The following is a 19,025-nucleotide window of genomic DNA, read 5'->3' on the forward strand; positions in this document are numbered from 1 at the left end:
ACAATATAAGAAAAGTTTCTATAGAAATATTAAAATTAAAGAAGTTTTTCTTAAGATTTATTGAGAAAAAATTCTTTATATAAAAATTAAAATAGGACTTTTACATTGATTATAATTCAATAATATTTAGGAGGAAATAAAATGTTAGTCCTTTCATGTAGCAATATAATTAAAACTTATGTAATAGATACTATTTTAGACGGTCTTAGTTTTACTGTAGAAGATGGGGATAAAATTGGGGTAATTGGGCTAAATGGTTCAGGTAAAACCACCCTTTTCAATATCTTAAGCGGTGAAGTCCATCAAGATAGTGGGGATATATATATTCAAAAGGATGTAAAAATTGGATATTTGAAACAACACACAAAAATAGAGAGCAATAAAAATGTTTTTGATGAATGTTTGGAAGTCTTTCTTCCCTTAATAAAAATGGAAGAAAATTTAAGAGAACTTGAACATAAAATTTCATTGGAAAGTGAAAAAGGTACCACTGAAAAGTTAAATATCTTAATGGATGAATATGCTCATATGTCAGAAGAATTTTTATCTTTAAATGGGTATGGATATAAATCAGAAATTAAAGGTACACTTAAAGGCTTAGGTTTTAATGATGAAGATTTAGAAAAACAGGTTAATATCCTTAGCGGCGGACAAAAATCACGTTTATCACTAGCCAAGCTACTTCTTGAAAAGCCAGATATTTTATTATTAGATGAGCCGACTAACCATTTAGATATAGATGCTATTGAATGGCTAGAAAAATTTTTAAAAGATTATAAAGGAGCTGCCCTTATAATATCCCATGATAGATATTTCTTAGATAATGTTGTAAATAGAATATTTCACTTAGAAAACTTAAAATTAAATATTTACAACACCAATTACACTAATTTCATGGATAGAAGAAAAAAAGAACTAGAATTATATAAAAAACATTTTGAAGATCAGCAGAAAGAAATAAAAAGGCAAGAAGAAATAATTCAGAGATTTAAAGCTTATGGAGGAGAAAGATATCATGGTCTTGCCCAATCCAGACAAAAAATGCTGGATAAAATGAAACTACTACCTAAACCACCAAGTGATCAAAAAAAAGCAAGAATTAAATTTGAACCAAAGATAAAATCAGGTAGAGATGTTTTACAAGTAGAAAACCTTGAAAAATCCTTTGGAGATTTAAAACTTCTAAAAGATATACATTTTAATATTTACAGGGGAGAAAAAGTTGGACTTATTGGTGCTAATGGTATTGGAAAAACCACTTTATTTAAAATAATCCTAGGGCAAATTCCTAAAGATAATGGAAGTATAACCCTTGGTCATCATGTTGTATCTGGTTACTTTGACCAAGAAATGGATAGACTCAATCTAAATAAAACCATTATAGATGAAATATGGGATGAAAATCCAAACTTTGATCACTACCAAGTAAGGACAATCCTTAGTCAATTCATGTTTATAGGTGATGATATATTTAAGGAAATCTCAGATTTAAGTGGTGGAGAAAAGGGAAGACTTTCTTTACTAAAATTAATGTTATCCAATGCAAACTTTCTATTAATGGATGAGCCGACTAACCATTTAGATATAGACTCTAAAGAGGTTTTAGAAGAAGCAATACTGGATTATGAAGGTACATTATTTGTAATATCTCACGATAGATATTTTTTAAATAGGGTAACAGATAAAATTTTAGAATTAACTGTAGATGGGATTAAGGAATATTTAGGAAATTATGATTATTATTTGGAAAAGAAAAATGAAATAATATATGTAGAAAATGAAGATGATGGCAAGACAAAGACTCAAATAAAACTAGAAAAAAGAAAAGAAAAGGAATTAATACAAGAAGAAAGAGCTAAGAAAAAGAAAATAACTAATTTAGAAGAAAAGATAAATGAAGAAGAATGTAAACTTGAAGAATTGGATAATCTTCTTTGTAACCCTCTAATATATGAAGAGCCTGAAAAAATTGTTGAATTAACAAAAAAAAGAGAATTAATTCAAATTACATTAGATGAGTTATATAATGAATGGATTTTATTGACGGAAGGATAACTCCACATATAATTCACACCTTATACACAATACCCACAAGTTTATCCACAATCTAAGGCCTTTATTTTAAGGTTTTCCATATATTATTCACATTGTCCACAGTTTATTGTAATAAATCATCTTATTATCTGTGGACAATATGTGGAATAATTTGTTAAAAAATATCAAATTAGGTCTAAACTTGGTACAACATTTAGATATAAATCCGATTTCTTACCTTCTTTATAGTTAAAATATGCTGCTGCACCAATCATTGCTGCATTATCTGTGCATAATATCCTAGAGGGGTAAAGTATCTTTATATTTTCACTTTTTCCTCTCTCTTCCATCATATTTCTCAGACCTTGATTTGCAGCTACTCCACCAGCTATAACTATTTTGTTAGAATTTCTTTCATGAGCAAGCCTAAAGGATTTATCCACAAGCACATCTAATACAGCCTGTTGAAAAGATGCTGCTACATCTTCTACTATAATATCCTGACCTTTTTGTTCCCTTTGATTTAAATAGTTTAGTACTGCCGTTTTAAGTCCGCTAAAACTAAAGTCATAGGACTTTGGCTCTAACATTACTCGTGGAAAATTTATAGCATCTTTATTTCCACTTTCAGATAATTTGTCTATAACTGGACCTCCTGGATAAGGAAGTCCCAAAGCTCTAGCTACCTTATCAAATGCCTCTCCTGCTGCATCATCTCTTGTTCTGCCTATTAATTCATAGCTAGTATAACTATTTACCTGTACTAAATAAGTATGTCCACCAGATACTATTAAACAAGTAAAAGGTGGCTCCAACTCCTTATGCTCAATATAATTTGCACAGACATGACCTTCTATATGGTTTACTCCAATAATAGGTATATCTAATCCATAGGCTAATGCCTTAGCAGTTGATATACCTATAAGTAAGGCTCCTACTAATCCTGGTCCTTGAGTTACTCCTATTAAATCTATATCATCAAATCCAATATTTGCTTTATCCAATGCTTCTTGTATAATAGGGTTTATACTCTCTATATGCTTTCTTGAAGCTATTTCTGGTACTACACCTCCAAATTTCCTATGAATATCTATCTGAGAAGATATTATATTAGATAAAACTTCCCTCCCATTTTTAATCACAGCAACTGACGTTTCATCACAGGAAGTTTCTATGGCTAATGTCAACATACTATACACCTCTTAATTCTATAATTTTTTCCACATAATTATTGCATTTTCATTATCATCTGCATAATAATTTGGTCTAATTCCTGATTCAATAAACCCATAATTTTTATATAAATGTTGTGCTACTATATTAGATTCTCTTACTTCTAAAGTCATCCCACCAATATTTTGCTTAATACACAAGGAAATAAGAGCTTCTACTATGGCTTTGCCTGCACCTATATTTCTATATTTGCTTTCCACTGCAATATTAGTTATATGTCCTTCATCTAATATCAGCCATATACCACCATATCCCACTACTACATCGTCTATTTCAGCCACAATATATCTAGCTAATTGATTTTTAGTTATTTCAAGTAAAAAAGCTTCCCTTGTCCAAGGAGTAGTAAAAGCATCCTTCTCTATCTCCATTATTCTATCTAAATCTTCTTCTTTCATTTTACGGATAATAATACCCATTTTATCTTTGCTCCCTTTCTCTTAATTCCCTTTGAGCTTGTGATTCCCTTAAATATTCTGGTACTAAAGTAAAATAATCATCCTTAATTCCTTCATTATATTTAATAATTGCTAACTCTCCTATGCTAGTAGCTCTGCAAAAATTGTTACCAATAGTTGAAAAAATAACTTTTTCCTTTAACCTACCTTTAATCTTTTCTTTATGTAGAAGAGAGCCATCTCCATTTACTAATACTTGAGCATAGCATTTGTCAATAATATCTAATAAATCATATATATTAAGTACATCTGGCTCCATTATTGTTTTAATCTTACCGTCTTCCCAAGTATATACGCCTGTATAAACCCTATCTCTTCTTGCATCAATCATTGGAATAATTGTTTCTCCATAAGGCAAATTAAAGGCTAAGGCTTCTAAAGTAGATATACCTACTACTGGTTTATTAAATAAATGGGCAAAGGCCTTTACTGTTGCCACACCAATTCTAAGACCTGTAAAAGAACCAGGTCCTATGGCTACACCATAAAGGTCAATATCACTAACCTTTAAATCTAAACTACCTAAAACTTCCTTAACCATAGGTACTAATTTTTCAGAATGAGTTTCCTCTTGATTTAAAGAATACTCTCCTAATACTCTATTTTCATCTAATATTGCACAAGTTGCCATCATAGTTGATGTATCTAAAGCTAATATCTTCAATTTTTCTCCAACTCCTTAAGTATCTCTATATATCTATTGCCGGATCCTTTTATATTTATTATCCTTTCATCTAAAGCTTTACCCTTTTCTATATCTAATATAACTCTTTCCTTAGGTAATAATCTTTCTATTTTTTCTGCCCATTCTATTATACAGACACCTTTACCATAAAAATATTCGTCAAAACCTAAATCATAAATTTCCTCTACATTCTCTAATCTATATACATCAAAATGATAAACTGGCACTCTTCCATTATATTCGTTTATTAAAGCAAAAGTTGGACTGGTTATGTAATCAGTAACTCCAAGACCTAAACCTATTGATTTAGTTAATGTAGTCTTTCCAGCACCTAGTTCACCATTTAGACAAACTATATCTCCACTCTTTAGGATATTGCCTAATTTAATTCCCATCTCTTTTGTTTCTTCTAATCCCTCTAATCTTATTTCCAAAAATATCAACCTTTCATTTGTATGCTAATATTATATTATAACATAGGATAATAAAAATTAACAATTCCATAAATAAAAGAAACGGTTGATAATACTACTGTGCCGAAGGTTGAGTTGAAGAAAAGTTGAATTTTTATTAAAATAACTTCCCATCTGTCTTATTCTTTTATATTTTGACTTTTCTGTATAAAAATAATCTGAATAATAAATAAAACAAAAGCAACTAAACTTAAAATAAACATTTTGTTTCCCCAAATCTTAAAATATTTGGATGACATGTCAGCAAATACTCCATGAAAAAACATCCCACATCCTAACCCCATACCAGCTAGTATGCTTAAAAGCAAGTCCATGTTACTTGAAAAAACATTTGACACCTTAGATTTTTTAATAGAATAAAAATTTACTATTGCCTTAATACAGTTTATAAATACTATAAAAACCAAAATATAGTATACATTAAAATTTATATGATAGTAATGCATGAGTTCCTCAAATGCGCTATATTTACCATCTACATAGAAGTTCATATTATTACACCTCTCAAATTATTTTCTTTGTTTATGGGTATCTTATCTATAAATCCATTACTTTAATTACTCCTCCTATCTATTCAAAAAATGAATTTAATGTTTCTTCATAGCTTGGAATATCAGTAATCTCCAAATCTACTTCCCTTCCAAATAAATCTAACATTATCTTTTTCATATGATAAATTAACTTCCAAGGTGCTAAATCATTTCTTTTATTAATAAATATATCTGCATAATAGGAGGATTCTCCTTTATTATTTTTTATATCTAATAAACAACCTCTCTTATACTTAGGAAACATTTTATAACTAACATTGTCCCCAGATATTTTAGTAGGATAACGAATAATTGTTACTAAGTGAAATTCTAATCCATTTAAAAGTTTCTCATGAGCTTCTAAAAATTTATTATATTCCTTATCCTCTTTCTCTATATAAAGATTATTTCCTATAAAATATTCCATACAGTCCAGATCCATTAAATCAAAATGAAATACTATATCTTCGCCTTCTAAATCCGTTGTTATATCAAATTCAACTTCACTAGGAAATTCACAAAACCCATATATACCAAACCAATAATCCCAATGACGAATACTTATATATCTTTTCATTTAATCTGCCCCTTATAAATTATTTTTAGCCTTTACTTCCATACCTAGTGATTTTTTACTTAAGCTAAATTCTTTAAATTTAAAAATCCATCCTTATCTATATAATATTCTAGTATTTTAACATATCCATATTATTATCTTAACGCAAAAATCTTTGATTAATAATTGAAGGTATACCAGTTAAACCACAACATATATTATTAAGATGGAATTTGTAAATGTTGTTAAATACTTTTATTGTTTTCTACTATAATGAATATTCCATATAATAAAATTCATCTTTACCATCAAATGTATCTCTAATATATTTATCTTTAATCTCAAATCCAACATCTAAGTAACATTTTATGGCTCTTTTATTGAAGGATCTTACTTCAAGTGTCACCGGATATTGAGGATATCTCTTCCTAGACTCTTTTATTAATAGCTTCATTATATCTTTACCATAACCTTTTCCACAAAAAGTAGGCTTCAATCCTATACCAATAATACTTTTACCACAATCATTTGTAATCCTTCCATATCCAATTAACTCATCATTATAAAGTATGCCTATAAATTCATCTTCCCTCTTTTCCTTTATTGATAAACCCCATCCATTTTTAACTACCGTATCATAATCTGAAAAATTATAAACAGCATATTCTTTCTCATATTTCCAATTACAAATTTCTATTGCATACTCCTCAGTTAATTCTTTAATAATATAATTATTCATATCTTTCTCCTTCATAATAATTATTTCACACAATCCTATATATACAACTGCCTTTCAATTTAATCCAATACTTTAATTTAATCTTTCCCCCTTGAATTGTTCAGCTAAAAGCTCAAATTTTATTTTTTATTGTTTGTTTTTAGCATAGGAATTGCTACAATATTACTCCATTTAGCTAAGTTGATTCTCCTATGAATTACCTCTTTAAAAATTACTTCTTAAATATAGTATATACTATATGTGGACTATTACATATAGAAATACATTATAATATGTATTTACTATATTTTTAGACAAAGCTTTAATACCCTTGATTTATCTCTGTTTCATTCTGATGTCATTGTTATATGACCTTGAAATTCTGAAGAATAACATAGAATTAATTTATAGACATAATTTTAGAGAGGATTGGTTTACTGGTTAATCCTCTCTAGTGTTATTTTTTAAACTATTTTATTGTATTTTTATTCTCATATTATTATTTAAAGATATTTTTGTTATTATCTTGGTACAAATAGTTTTAGTTAGTAACAATGGGTATTCTAGTATCATCTATAATTATAGCTGTAACTTTTGTAACATCAATAGGAGTTTCTATATCCCAATTTAAATTAAAAGTATGATTTGCAGGATTTCGACTTCCTCCTCCACCTTTCAATTGAATAATACCATCTACAGTTTCAACTTTAATTATCATCTCTCTAATATGCCAATCATCCTCTTCATAGGTACCCATTGCTTGTAATCCTAAAGGACTTAATGTTATATATTCAAAAACATGTCCTTCAAATGAAATATCATTTGTCCAAGTGAGAATATTTGGGTTTGAATTATTTAAATTTGCCACAACTCTCCAATTACCTTCAACGCCAGAATGAACTGCACCAGTATAGGAAAGAGTATATTTGCTAAGGTCTTCTAAATTTATAGAAAATATAAATTCTTCATACTTATATATAGCATCACCATAATCATTTCTTTCGAAGTCTAGAAAATTATTTTTTCCATCTGCAAGTAAAACTAAACTATAGTCATAGGATATTAAATTTCCATCTTTATCTTTTATATCAATGGTTGGGTCACTGGTGCCAAATTCTTTATTAAAAATCTTACCTGTCTGAACATGTAATTTTCCATCTATAATACCTATATTAGAAATCCATTGGTCTTTTTCACCATGAGGCATACTGGCATAATTGCCTGGTAAAAGTGCTTTTGTATATAAACTATAATTGTCTGCCACATTTCTACCACCCCAAACTTGTACTTTATCAATAGTTACAGTATCTTTGTCTTTAATTGTTGAAAGACATAAATTTATTGGTTCTTCTTCATAAGCTGTTTCATCAAAATAAATTAGTGAACTACCAAGCTCCAATGGATCTGATAATGGAGTATCTAAGTCAGTAGTTATATTGAATTCATAATAAATAGTATTAGTATCTGAATCAAAATAAATCATTTTTTGTTTCCAGGAAAATCCAGACAACAAAGAATCCTTAGTTCCTAAGAATTTATCTGGAGTTCGCTGATTCATTTTAACACTAAATCCATCTCTAAAGGCAGTTTTTTCTGTCAATCTATTCTCACCTGTCATATCTTGAAGAGATAGATATACAATTGCTCTATTGTCATATTTTTGTGCACCAATTACCTCCATTTTAATGCCCTGATCCTCACTATAGACTCCAATAGGTTCTACAACTTTGCCAAAACTTGGATTAAATTTCTTCATAAACCATTGGAAATTTCCCAATACTGCAGCAGTTGCACTAACAACTAAGAACATGGATAACACCATAGCTACGATTATATGCCTTAGAAATAGTCTATGTCTGCTAGTTTGTGTTTTAGTATATGTTTTTTGTAATCTATTTTTCACTTGCTTTGTAATTTTGCTTGAATCAACAGTAATTTGAGAAAACATATCATATATTTTTTGCTCATCAATATCTAATTTACTCATGTTCAAACTCCTTTCTACTGTATTCAATATTTATTTGTTTTGCCAATTTCTTCTTTGCTCTTTGATACTGCTTTCGTAAGGTCGATGGAGAAATACCAGTAAGCAAAGATAGTTCCTCATAACTTTGATCCTCCATTATCCTCCCATATAGTAATGCCCGCTCCTTAGGTTTAAGTTTTCGCAAAGCTCGAAGTGTTTCATCACTTAGTCCTTCGTCTTGCTCCCCCAACACTGCTTCACTATGAATTTCACTAAAATAAAATATCTTATGTCTTTTTAGTTGATTTAAACTGCGATTATATGTGATTTTATATAACCATGCAGACAAATTTTCTCCATCAAATTTATTGCGATTTTCATATGCCGAGAGGAAACTCTCTTGTACTACATCTTCTGCCTCTTGATAATCACATAAAATTGCTGTTGCATAGCGGAGGAGCTTTTCACCATAGAGATTAATTACCTCTTCTAATATAGCCTCTCCTCCAGTTGCAAATCTTTTATCTATATCTTCCATGGCTTCACCCCTTTCTTTTTTCCAGTCAACTGTACCCTTATAACAATTCAAAATTAGATTTTGTGACATATTTCCAAAATTATAATAAAAATAGATGAAGAAAAAATGATTTCCTCATCTATATATAAAACAGTCTGATTAAATTTGTTTTAATAATTATAAGTTTAAGACAATTAAAATCTCAAATAATTAATTCAACTTAGTTTAGCAGCTAATGTTCACCAAGTTCTATACATTTAAATTAAATTGTATATTTGAATTTTTTACAAAATCAAGGTTTACATCTGTAAAAGTAAATATAACTTCATCTGCTAATTCAAAGGTTCTTTCACTTTTATTTTTGTTAATAATCATATATCCATTTGGCATATCATATTCATTTAGACCAAGTTCTTTTACCCTTGCCTTGTCTTCCCATTCAACAATTTCAACTTCGTTAAAATACAAAGTATTATCCTTTATTACTATATATCCAACTAACCCTTCAGGTTGATTTTCCTCCATACTGTTTTCAATCAATATTTCATAAAATTTCTTAAAACGTTTCTTATTTTTAGCTATTTCTGAAATCCTATATCCTAATGCTGACATAGTTAGACTATCAGTAACCTCTCTAGTTATATAAGATACAACAATATTTCCGTCTCCACTATCTATGGCATACTTAATATAATCTAAGTTATCAATAAGGGAGAATAAAATTAAAGACTGGGCTCTCCAAATGTAGTCGGAACTCATGGCTATATATTTCATCTGTGTTTCAGCATGAGCCTTAAAATTAACTTGGAGTCCATAGGGTTCTTCCTTAGTAGATAATTCCATTCCACTGGGAGTTAATTCTTCAGGAAAATCCAAGAGATTAAGTATATTACCAACTTTTGAATTATTGCCTATTTTAGTTCCTTTCAGTTTATACAACTCATTTATAATGTTTTGACTTTTATCCTTTTCTTTATATGAATATACTTCCTTTCTATTTAAAAATATATCCATACCTTTTTCTGTATCTATATGACCATAGAGTCCAAAGGGGTAATTGTCACTTCCACCACTAAAAATAATATTATCAACTATCACATTTTCTTTCCCGTTGGTCAGTTTTATTAAACTATAATAATCATTGCCCTTATATCTGCTAAACAATATACTATCTTCTGATACACTGATGGGCATAAAGTCGAAATGCTCTCCTTCTGTTATCTTTTTAACACTTGATGTTTTCATATTATATTCATAAATATTGTGTGGTTGACTTTCCCACTCATTATATACCTTAGTAAAATTAGTTGCCCTAAAATCCTCTAAATTTTTAGTTGCTGAATATAATAAATTCTCCCCATCTAATGTAAAACTTGGAGTCATAGCAACTAAATCCTTATCCATAAATTTAATTGTTTTATATGTTTTATCTTCATCTATAGTTAATAAAACAATTTCCTTGTTTAAAATCATTTCCCTATAACCGCCTTCTATTAATCCAATTAAATTATTATTCTTTGGATTTATAGATAAATGATTTTTATAAGCTAATGTTGTTATGTCTGTAAATTCTATATGTTCCTTTTTCTCCACATCATATATTCCAATACCTATGCCATCAGTGCTTAATGAGCCTGAGGCAGGTTTTTCCATTATATAAATGTATTTCCCATTCTCTGTTATATCCCATATAATAGGATTATATCCTATCATTTCATCTGTCGTTTCTCTGGATTTTATTATAGTATTTATGGCAAACACCTTGTTTTTTGAATCATAGTTTTTTAAATTTATCTCAACTACACCGTTATTAGCAGCATAATCTGTTCCTTCTGATGTCCATTTACTCCTTTTTATACCATAAATAGTGTCTTTATTTGCTGCTCTAAGGTTATCATAATAAAATTCGTCTAAATGCTCTTTTTTTATCTTTGTATCTACATTATATATTGTAAACCCAGGATTGTCTGTAGAATATACTATAGTATCATCATCTACCCAGTCATAGGAAATATAATAATGTTCCATATTATCTGCTATTTCTTCATATTCTTTATTTTTAATATCATATATATAAAATCCTTTTCCTTTAGTATAGGCTATATATCTTCCTCCTCTAGAAATAAGCGGATAAATAAATTCTTTCCCTTCATGGATTTTAATCTCTTCTCCGCCATTTAAATAAGAATAATAAAGTCCATCTTCTTTGATATATACTACAAAAGTGTTATTTTCTTCTATAGTCTTGTTGGGTAAAATACTGCAAGCTACGGTAATTCCTGATATAAGCATTAGAACTGATATAAACAAAGAAACTATATGTCTTTTTCTAGATATTTTAAAAGAAAATATCATATTTTCCAGTCTAGACTTTAATTGATTCCCATTACTTCCCATAGCTGTTGTAAAAGAATTTTTCTTTGTCATGGAATTGCCTATTAAATTCAAGATAGTTTCTCCATAATATTTTCTGTCACTAATATCCATTTTTTCTACTACTTTTTCATCTATGGAGTATTCAATATATTTATCCATTTCTTTTAACAATATATATATTATTGGATTGAACCAATGAACTGCATTTATAATAAGTCCAAAGAATTTTACTACAATATCTTTTCGTTTATAATGGTTTAATTCATGTAAAAATATCATTTTTAATCTTTTATAATCTTCATTACTATTTGGAATTAATACTATAGGATGAAATACTCCTATTAACATTGGAGATCCAATAGTATCACAAATTCTTAAGTGTATTCTACTATTTATATTTAATTCATCTTTACATAGATTAAATAATTCTAAAATATCTTTATCTTCAACTTCTATACTTTTTTTAAGAATTGCAGATTTAAATCTAATATAGGGTATGATTTTTGATAGAAATAAAATAATCATACACCCTAACCATATATATTTAATTATATTTATATAATCATTGATGTTAAATTTTATATCTTTAGATATATGGTTTTTTACTTTTATTGTATTAACTTCTTTATCTTTTACTTCCTTTTTTATTTCGTGTTTAGGTTTTTGATTTTTTCCATTCTCAATATTTTCCATGTCCTTTGTTGCTTGATTTTTAATTATATTTTCCAATCCTCTAGACTCTTGAATCTCTAAATTAGAAATATTAGGTATTGATTTTATAGGTAGTTTTATAAAATTACCTACTGGTAGGATAAAAAAGATTAGGATTAAAACAAGCATTTTATAATGCCAGGATGAGTTAAAATGTTTCTTAGTTAAAGGTTTTATTAGCAAAAATATGAAAAATATTATACTTCCAGTAATAGACATATTCAGAACTGTATTTAGAATTTCCATATTACAACCTCCTAATCCAGTCTTTTAAATCTTTTAAATCCTTTTCATCTATCTTTTTATTATCATATAATGAAGCCACTAAAGACTTTACACTGCCGTCATACATATCCTCTATAAAGCCATTAGCCTGATATGATTTATATTCATCCTTACTTATATTTGGAGAATAATAATTAACTCTTTTTTCCTTTCTTACCCTTAGTACATTTTTATCTACTAATCTTTTAGCTAAAGTAAGTATAGTAGTATGTTTCCAAAAATTATCTTCCCCCAGTTTTTCAATTATATCTGCTGTAGTAACTTCTCCTTCCTCATTCCATATGATTTCCATTATTTCATATTCCGCATCTGAAATTTTGATTATATCCAATTAAATCACTCCTTGAATTTCTACATTGTGTAGTATTGATTTTATTTTACACCATGTAGAATATAGAGTCAAGAATAAAAATCTAAATATGTATCCAGTATCTTTCAAGGTATACATCATCAGGTTCACAGTAAATTGTACTTTCATATATTCCACCATTAGCCAAAATAGTACCTTTACTCCCTTCATTTCCTTGAATACAAGTTATCAAAACCTTTTCAAGACCATATAATTTACAAATATTAAGACAATCAGCAAGCATCATCTTAGCATAACCTTTTCTTCTTTCATCTGGTCTAACAGAGTATCCTTTACGAAAGTCTTGAATATCATCTTTAAAGGAAAGATTTGGTTTAATTAACACGCACTTATCCATATAAATTCCTCCTGATTTTCTTTTTTTACATATTATATTGATAATCCCTCCACATATAAATTCTTTATTACATTATATCAATAATAAATCTAATATGGCAATTACGCCTTGATATTACACCTTAAAAATTATAAAATCATCTTGGAGGTGTTTCTGTGAATATTTATAAGGCTCTTAAAGCTTATTTTGGATATACAGAATTTAAAGAAGGTCAAGAAAAGTTAATAAATGGAGTTTTAAATAGTAAAGATGTCTTAGGCATTATGCCTACAGGTGGAGGAAAATCTCTTTGTTATCAATTGCCAGCTATATTATTAGATGGAATTACAATAGTTATTTCCCCTCTTATATCTCTAATGAAAGATCAAGTAGATTCATTAAATGAAATTGGAATATCTGGTACCTTTATAAATAGCACCTTAGATGATAGTGAATATAATTATAGAGTACAAGAAATAAAAGAAGGTAAATATAAAATAATATATGTAGCCCCAGAGCGTTTAAATACATTTTCTTTTATTAATTTAGTAAATGATATAAAGGTATCTATGGTAGCTATTGATGAGGCACACTGCATTAGTCAATGGGGTCATGACTTTAGACCTTCATATAGGGAAATTCCACGATTTATTAGAACCTTTTCCAATAGACCAGTAGTTGGTGCATATACTGCAACAGCTACTAAAGAGGTAGTACAGGAAATTAAAGAATTAATAGAACTTAAAAATCCTGTAGAATCAATAATAGGGTTTGATAGACCAAATTTATTTTATCAAGTTATAAAAGTAAGCAATAAATATTCTTATTTAGTTAATTATATAAAAAATAACTTTGAAAATGAATCAGGCATTATCTACTGCTCCACAAGAAAAACTGTAGAAGCCTTAAGTGAAAAACTAAATAATGAGGGCTTTTCTGTAGTTCCTTATCATGGAGGGATGGATGCAAATACTAGACAAAGAAACCAAGATGACTTTATATTTAATAAAGTACAAATAATAGTAGCTACCAATGCTTTTGGCATGGGAATAGATAAGCCAGATGTTCGATTTGTAATTCATTATAATATGCCTCAAAATATGGAAGCATATTATCAAGAAGCTGGACGTGCAGGTCGTGATGGAGAGCCTAGTCATTGTACTCTTCTATATTCTCCATCAGATATAGTAAAACAGAAACTTTTGATACAAAATAATCCAATATCATTGGAACGAGAAACTATTCTCTATAAAAATCTTCAATATCTTGTTGATTACTGCCATACAAATAATTGTTTAAGAAATAGTATATTAGATTATTTTGGAGAAACCATCAAAAATCCTAATTGTAATAACTGTGGAAACTGTTTAGATAAGTCGGAAATGGTAGATATTACCATAGAGTCACAAAAAATACTATCCTGTATATATAGAGTGCAGGAAAGATATGGCTTAACCATGGTTATTCAAGTTCTTAGGGGTTCAAAGAATAAAAAATTATTAGAGTTTGGGTTGGATAGTGTTTCCACCTATGGAATTATGAAAGAGTACAGTGAAAGTACATTAAGAGAAATTATAATGACTTTAGTATCTAGAGGATATATCTATATAACAGCAGATAAATTTCCCGTATTAAAATTATCACGGACTGCTGGAGAAGTATTGAGAGGTCAAGTTAAAGTCTATCATAAAAAACATCTATTAGAAACTAAATCATCTAGTGAGAAAAAAGGACTATCCACAAAAGATATGATAGAAAACTTTGATGAAGATTTATTCCAAGAATTAAAATCCCTGAGATTCTTACTATCTCAAGAAAAGGGACTAGCTCCATTTATGATATTCCATGATTCTACATTAATAGAAATGTCATCTTATTTTCCTCAAAACAAAGAATCTATGCTCATGATAAAAGGAGTAGGAACCAAAAAATATGAAAGTTATGGAGAAAAATTTCTTCATGTAATAAAAAACTATTGCAATGAAAAAGAGATTAATTCTATAGATATTAGAAAAAAAGAAATTATAAGGGAAGATTTAGTAGACAGATATCAATTAACTTATGATTGTTATTTGGAAGGTTTATCATTAAAGGAAATATCTGAAAAAAGAAATTTTACTATAAATACTATAATTGAACATCTATCAAAATGTGAAGAACATGGACAAAATATAGATTGGTCAAGATTTATAAATGACCCTGCAAAAGAAGAAAAAATATTATCAATAATAAATCAAATAGGTCTAGAAAAATTAAAACCAATAAAGGAAGCTTTGCCTGAAGACATCAGTTATGAAGATATTAAAATAATTATTGCTAAAAATGGATTAAGGAATAGTTAATAACAAATAGTGAATAGTTAAAATACATATCTTGCATAAAACTATTCACTATTTATTGATTTTATTTATGAAGTATTGGTGATACTCTTTTATATATTAATAATGTCAAGGCTGTCACCATAATTCCTTTCAGCAAATTAAAAGGTATTACTGCTATTAACATCATAGACCTTAAATCTGTAATATTCTTATTTATTTTTGTACCCATATCTACAAATACTTGTATATCTTGTCCCATTAACTTTGCATATAGAGGAAACATTACAAAGTAATTTGCAAGTGTAATAACTATAGTCATAACTATAGTTCCTAAAAACAATCCTACTACAGCTCTTCCAAAGGTCTTTTTCTTATAATAAACAAAACCTGCTGTATAAGCAAATGCTGACCCCACTACAAAATTAGCAAATTCTCCTACGCCACCAGTTGTAGTTCCATCAATTAAAAGGTTTAAAATATTCTTTAAAAATTGGATAATTACTCCTGCCATAGGTCCTATGGCAAAAGAGCCGATTAATGAAGGTAAATCCGAAATATCAATCTTCATAAATGGTGGTGCTAGCCATGGTAATGGCAATTCAAAAAACATAAGGATAAATGAAATCACTCCAAGTACTGAAATCTTTACCATGGTTTTAGTATTCCATGTTTCTTTACTTAATGTATACATAAAAAATCCCTCCAAATTTTTATTTTCTCGGGATTTTAAAAAACCCCGTAGAAAATCTTCGGGGTTCAAAAATAGACTAGCTAAATAATTTAAGTCTACTACATCTTCTTCCATCCAGACTATAACTGTCGGCCTTGGAATCTAACCAAGTCAACCGAATTTCATCGGCTCGCGGGCTTTACCGCCGGTGAGGACTTACACCTCCCCCTGAAGATATATCTTAATTTAATTATATTCATGGATATTAATAATGTCAAGTGCTTTTAAAGTAAAAATCTCCTACATTTATTTTACTGATTTCAAGTAAGCAATATCATAGGTATTTTCCATCCTTACTTTCTCAACCTTATCAAATTTTTCTTTTAGCTCTTTATCCATGTTCTCCATCATCTAGATATGATTTATCATTGTCTTATTTATAATAAAATTTATAGACCTTCTACTTTTTCTATAGATTCTGAATAATAGGTATTTAACACCTTCATATATCCATTAAACATACTATTCACTTCTTCATTTCCTGTATCAACTAATAGCGGTCGCCCTTCTAAAGATAATATCTTGTTCTTAGGTGCAACTATCCTAATATTTTCTTTGCCTACTCTTTTAATAACTTCTGCACTAATTTGTTGATTACCTCTTCCAAAAATATAACCCTGGCCTCCTATGACAGTTACAACTATTTTAGCTTTGTGTCCCTCTATTATGTCTAAAATCTGTCTTTCATTTACATCTGAGGCAATCAATTCTTTACCCTTTACTATATCTATTCCTAATAGAGTATTGGGTAAACCAAGATTCTCCATTATTGGACGTGTAGATGTTCCTGAGCCTATTATAAAGAAAGTATCTGGCTCTTCTTCCATTTCCTCAATAATCCTATCAGCAATTCCATTTAATGCCTCCTCCTCAGAACCTAAACCACCACCTGATTTAGTTGTCTGGATTAATTGTGGTTCTAAGGGGATTCTCATATATCCATAGAGTCTTGCTGTAACTATTCCTTCTCTAAAGGCATCCTCATCTATATCCATTACTTCAGCTTCTATTGTTTCCATATGGTCATCTTGAAAATATTTTAATGCAATTTCTCCCGCCGCCTTTGGATGATTTGCATAGACTCCAGAGTGAATTTTAACTCCTGCTGGTATTCCTACAACTGGTACTTTTGTACCAATGGCAGAATAAATATTTCTTGCAGTACCATCTCCACCAGCAAAAAGGATTAAATCCACTCCCTTTTCAACCATTTTCTTTGCAGCTTCCTCCGTATCTTTAGGATAAAATTTATCTTTTCCATCTTCTAATACTATTGGTTTAAATCCTACTTCTAATGCCTCTTCCTCACCCATACTGCCTGGATAAGTGTAAATTTCTAATCTATCTTTAATAGACAATAACACTTCTAATGCCTTTTTTGCTTTATTTGGAGATTCTGGTACTGCACCAAGACTTCTAGCTTTCTCCAAAACCTCAAGACCATCTGTACCCTTTAATCCTACTCTACCTCCCATACCTGCAATAGGATTAACTATAAAACCAAGTTTCATAAAATCACCTCATTATCTTCTATAAACTACTTTTCCGTCAATTATTGTAACAAATGTCTTAGAATCAATATCTTTTATTGGATTGCCGTCAAATATAACAATGTCTGCATCTTTCCCTACTTCTATACTTCCAATCCTATCTTGTAATCCTACTATTTCAGCAGCATTTATTGTAATAGCCTTTAATGCATCCATTTCAGGAAGTCCTGCATTATATGCAAGCCCTGCACATAAAGATAAATGTTGTAGAGGGATTACTGGAGAATCAGTAATAATTGCTATTTTAACTCCTGCTTCATTTAATATTCTAGGTGTATCAAAGGATTTATTTTGCAATTCAAATTTAGACCTATTTCCAAATGTAGGTCCTACTATGGCAGGCTTTCCTTCCTTTGATAAATGTTCAGCTATTAAATGTCCTTCTGTGCAATGATCTAATGTAATATCTAAATCAAATTCCTTAGCTATCCTAATAGATGTAAATATATCATCTGCCCTATGAGCATGAGCCTTTAAAGGAATTTCCTTCTTTAGCACTGGTATTAAAGCTTCCATCTTTATATCATAATCAGGCATCTTTGAAGGATCTTCTGCCTTCTCCTTCTTTTCTAAATAGGTTCTTGCTTTAAATAAAGTATCTCTAAGTATTGCCGCCGTAGCCATTCTAGTCATAGGAGATTTCTTTTGAGAATCGTATATTCTCTTAGGATTCTCACCAAATGCTATTTTCATAGCAACAGGGTTCTTTATTATCATATCATCTATTCTATTTCCATAAGTTTTTATAGCTACAAAAGTACCTCCTATTACATTGGCACTTCCAGGACCAGTAACAGCAGTAGTTACTCCACCTTGATATGCTTCTTCAAATGAAATATCCATAGGATTTATACCATCAATCGCCCTCATATGAGGAGTTACAGGATCTGTCATTTCATTTCCATCACTGCCTTCAAATCCTATTCCTTCTTCCCACATACCTAGATGGCAATGAGCATCTATAAATCCTGGAGTCACCATTCTACCTTCTGCATCAATTACTTCTGCATCTAATGGAGCAATAATATCTCGCCCTACTTCTATTATCTTACCCTCTTTTATAAGTATTGAACCATTTTCTATTATATCTCCTGCCATTGTATATATTCTGCCATTTTTAATAAATATCATATAATCCCCTCCATTTATTTCGCAACTCTAAACAACATTATATCTATAATATTTTGATTATTCAA

The 19,025-nt window shown here is 29.3% G+C and carries 17 protein-coding genes and 1 riboswitch; of the genes, 2 read left to right on the forward strand and 15 right to left on the reverse strand.

Annotated elements, in window-relative coordinates:
* Positions 1 to 141: 141 nt before the first annotated feature.
* The gene (gene abc-f / locus BUB33_RS11400; RefSeq protein WP_072976434.1) at positions 142 to 2,055 is read left to right on the forward strand and encodes a ribosomal protection-like ABC-F family protein; all 1,914 of its coding nucleotides are present in this window, start codon (positions 142 to 144) and stop codon (positions 2,053 to 2,055) included.
* A 164-nt stretch (positions 2,056 to 2,219) separates the two neighbouring features.
* Here the strand turns inward: abc-f and tsaD are convergent, their stop codons facing one another.
* The 12 genes from tsaD to BUB33_RS11460 all read right to left on the reverse strand — a co-directional run bounded on the left by tsaD (position 2,220) and on the right by BUB33_RS11460 (position 13,249).
* Positions 2,220 to 3,224 (reverse strand): tRNA (adenosine(37)-N6)-threonylcarbamoyltransferase complex transferase subunit TsaD, encoded by a 1,005-nt coding sequence (tsaD, locus tag BUB33_RS11405; protein WP_072976435.1) that lies wholly within the window; start codon positions 3,222 to 3,224, stop codon positions 2,220 to 2,222.
* A gap of 18 nt (positions 3,225 to 3,242) precedes the next feature.
* Positions 3,243 to 3,665 (reverse strand): ribosomal protein S18-alanine N-acetyltransferase, encoded by a 423-nt coding sequence (rimI, locus tag BUB33_RS16620; RefSeq protein WP_234950042.1) that lies wholly within the window; start codon positions 3,663 to 3,665, stop codon positions 3,243 to 3,245.
* Between the two features lie 22 nt (positions 3,666 to 3,687).
* Positions 3,688 to 4,389: a tRNA (adenosine(37)-N6)-threonylcarbamoyltransferase complex dimerization subunit type 1 TsaB gene (gene tsaB / locus BUB33_RS11415; RefSeq protein WP_072976437.1), complete on the reverse strand. Its 702-nt coding sequence runs from the start codon at positions 4,387 to 4,389 to the stop codon at positions 3,688 to 3,690.
* Positions 4,386 to 4,844, reverse strand: a complete 459-nt coding sequence (gene tsaE / locus BUB33_RS11420) for a tRNA (adenosine(37)-N6)-threonylcarbamoyltransferase complex ATPase subunit type 1 TsaE (RefSeq protein WP_072976438.1) — start codon at positions 4,842 to 4,844, stop codon at positions 4,386 to 4,388. Before tsaE ends, tsaB begins: the two co-directional genes overlap by 4 nt.
* Before the next feature lie 158 nt (positions 4,845 to 5,002).
* The gene (locus BUB33_RS11425) at positions 5,003 to 5,374 is read right to left on the reverse strand and encodes a hypothetical protein (RefSeq protein ID WP_072976449.1); all 372 of its coding nucleotides are present in this window, start codon (positions 5,372 to 5,374) and stop codon (positions 5,003 to 5,005) included.
* Positions 5,375 to 5,453: 79 nt separating this feature from the next.
* On the reverse strand, positions 5,454 to 5,990 hold the full coding sequence (locus BUB33_RS11430) for a hypothetical protein (RefSeq protein WP_072976451.1): 537 nt from the start codon (positions 5,988 to 5,990) through the stop codon (positions 5,454 to 5,456).
* Positions 5,991 to 6,237: 247 nt separating this feature from the next.
* Positions 6,238 to 6,708 carry a GNAT family N-acetyltransferase gene (locus tag BUB33_RS11435; protein WP_072976454.1) on the reverse strand — a complete coding sequence of 157 codons (471 nt, stop codon included), beginning with the start codon at positions 6,706 to 6,708 and terminating at the stop codon, positions 6,238 to 6,240.
* Positions 6,709 to 7,228: 520 nt separating this feature from the next.
* A complete protein-coding gene (locus BUB33_RS11440) occupies positions 7,229 to 8,674 on the reverse strand; it encodes a hypothetical protein (protein WP_072976456.1) in 1,446 nt (481 codons plus the stop codon).
* Positions 8,667 to 9,242 carry an RNA polymerase sigma factor gene (locus BUB33_RS11445; protein ID WP_200778206.1) on the reverse strand — a complete coding sequence of 192 codons (576 nt, stop codon included), beginning with the start codon at positions 9,240 to 9,242 and terminating at the stop codon, positions 8,667 to 8,669. The genes BUB33_RS11440 and BUB33_RS11445 overlap by 8 nt, the downstream gene beginning before the upstream one ends.
* 177 nt (positions 9,243 to 9,419) lie before the next feature.
* Positions 9,420 to 12,503, reverse strand: coding sequence for a M56 family metallopeptidase (locus tag BUB33_RS11450; protein ID WP_072976460.1), 3,084 nt, complete (start codon positions 12,501 to 12,503; stop codon positions 9,420 to 9,422).
* Position 12,504: 1 nt separating this feature from the next.
* Positions 12,505 to 12,873 (reverse strand): BlaI/MecI/CopY family transcriptional regulator, encoded by a 369-nt coding sequence (locus BUB33_RS11455; RefSeq protein WP_072976462.1) that lies wholly within the window; start codon positions 12,871 to 12,873, stop codon positions 12,505 to 12,507.
* A gap of 82 nt (positions 12,874 to 12,955) precedes the next feature.
* Complete coding sequence (locus BUB33_RS11460) at positions 12,956 to 13,249, reverse strand: GNAT family N-acetyltransferase (protein ID WP_072976466.1); 294 nt, start codon at positions 13,247 to 13,249, stop codon at positions 12,956 to 12,958.
* Between the two features lie 155 nt (positions 13,250 to 13,404).
* Here BUB33_RS11460 and recQ point away from each other — a divergent pair, with 155 nt between their 5' ends.
* Entirely contained in the window at positions 13,405 to 15,570 is a 2,166-nt protein-coding gene (gene recQ / locus BUB33_RS11465; RefSeq protein ID WP_072976468.1) for a DNA helicase RecQ, read from the forward strand.
* A gap of 61 nt (positions 15,571 to 15,631) precedes the next feature.
* On the opposite strand, the gene BUB33_RS11470 is transcribed toward recQ, so the two are convergent.
* The 3 genes from BUB33_RS11470 to BUB33_RS11480 all read right to left on the reverse strand — a co-directional run bounded on the left by BUB33_RS11470 (position 15,632) and on the right by BUB33_RS11480 (position 18,960).
* The gene (locus BUB33_RS11470; protein ID WP_072976501.1) at positions 15,632 to 16,240 is read right to left on the reverse strand and encodes an ECF transporter S component; all 609 of its coding nucleotides are present in this window, start codon (positions 16,238 to 16,240) and stop codon (positions 15,632 to 15,634) included.
* A gap of 98 nt (positions 16,241 to 16,338) precedes the next feature.
* Positions 16,339 to 16,459, reverse strand: a riboswitch (FMN riboswitch).
* Positions 16,460 to 16,668: 209 nt separating this feature from the next.
* Positions 16,669 to 17,790 (reverse strand): ATP-NAD kinase family protein, encoded by a 1,122-nt coding sequence (locus BUB33_RS11475; RefSeq protein WP_072976470.1) that lies wholly within the window; start codon positions 17,788 to 17,790, stop codon positions 16,669 to 16,671.
* A gap of 12 nt (positions 17,791 to 17,802) precedes the next feature.
* Positions 17,803 to 18,960, reverse strand: a complete 1,158-nt coding sequence (locus BUB33_RS11480; protein WP_072976474.1) for an amidohydrolase — start codon at positions 18,958 to 18,960, stop codon at positions 17,803 to 17,805.
* Positions 18,961 to 19,025: the final 65 nt, after the last annotated feature.

The sequence above is a fragment of the Tissierella praeacuta DSM 18095 genome (assembly GCF_900128955.1).
GTDB lineage: Bacteria > Bacillota > Clostridia > Tissierellales > Tissierellaceae > Tissierella > Tissierella praeacuta.

Coding starts and splice junctions, on each gene's coding strand:
- abc-f (WP_072976434.1), top strand. CDS start 142: ATGTTAGTCCTTTCATGTAGCAATATAATTAAAACTTATGTAATAGAT.
- tsaD (WP_072976435.1), bottom strand. CDS start 3,224: ATGTTGACATTAGCCATAGAAACTTCCTGTGATGAAACGTCAGTTGCT.
- rimI (WP_234950042.1), bottom strand. CDS start 3,665: ATGAAAGAAGAAGATTTAGATAGAATAATGGAGATAGAGAAGGATGCT.
- BUB33_RS11425 (WP_072976449.1), bottom strand. CDS start 5,374: ATGAACTTCTATGTAGATGGTAAATATAGCGCATTTGAGGAACTCATG.
- BUB33_RS11430 (WP_072976451.1), bottom strand. CDS start 5,990: ATGAAAAGATATATAAGTATTCGTCATTGGGATTATTGGTTTGGTATA.
- BUB33_RS11435 (WP_072976454.1), bottom strand. CDS start 6,708: ATGAATAATTATATTATTAAAGAATTAACTGAGGAGTATGCAATAGAA.
- BUB33_RS11440 (WP_072976456.1), bottom strand. CDS start 8,674: ATGAGTAAATTAGATATTGATGAGCAAAAAATATATGATATGTTTTCT.
- BUB33_RS11450 (WP_072976460.1), bottom strand. CDS start 12,503: ATGGAAATTCTAAATACAGTTCTGAATATGTCTATTACTGGAAGTATA.
- BUB33_RS11460 (WP_072976466.1), bottom strand. CDS start 13,249: ATGGATAAGTGCGTGTTAATTAAACCAAATCTTTCCTTTAAAGATGAT.
- BUB33_RS11470 (WP_072976501.1), bottom strand. CDS start 16,240: ATGTATACATTAAGTAAAGAAACATGGAATACTAAAACCATGGTAAAG.
- BUB33_RS11475 (WP_072976470.1), bottom strand. CDS start 17,790: ATGAAACTTGGTTTTATAGTTAATCCTATTGCAGGTATGGGAGGTAGA.
- BUB33_RS11480 (WP_072976474.1), bottom strand. CDS start 18,960: ATGATATTTATTAAAAATGGCAGAATATATACAATGGCAGGAGATATA.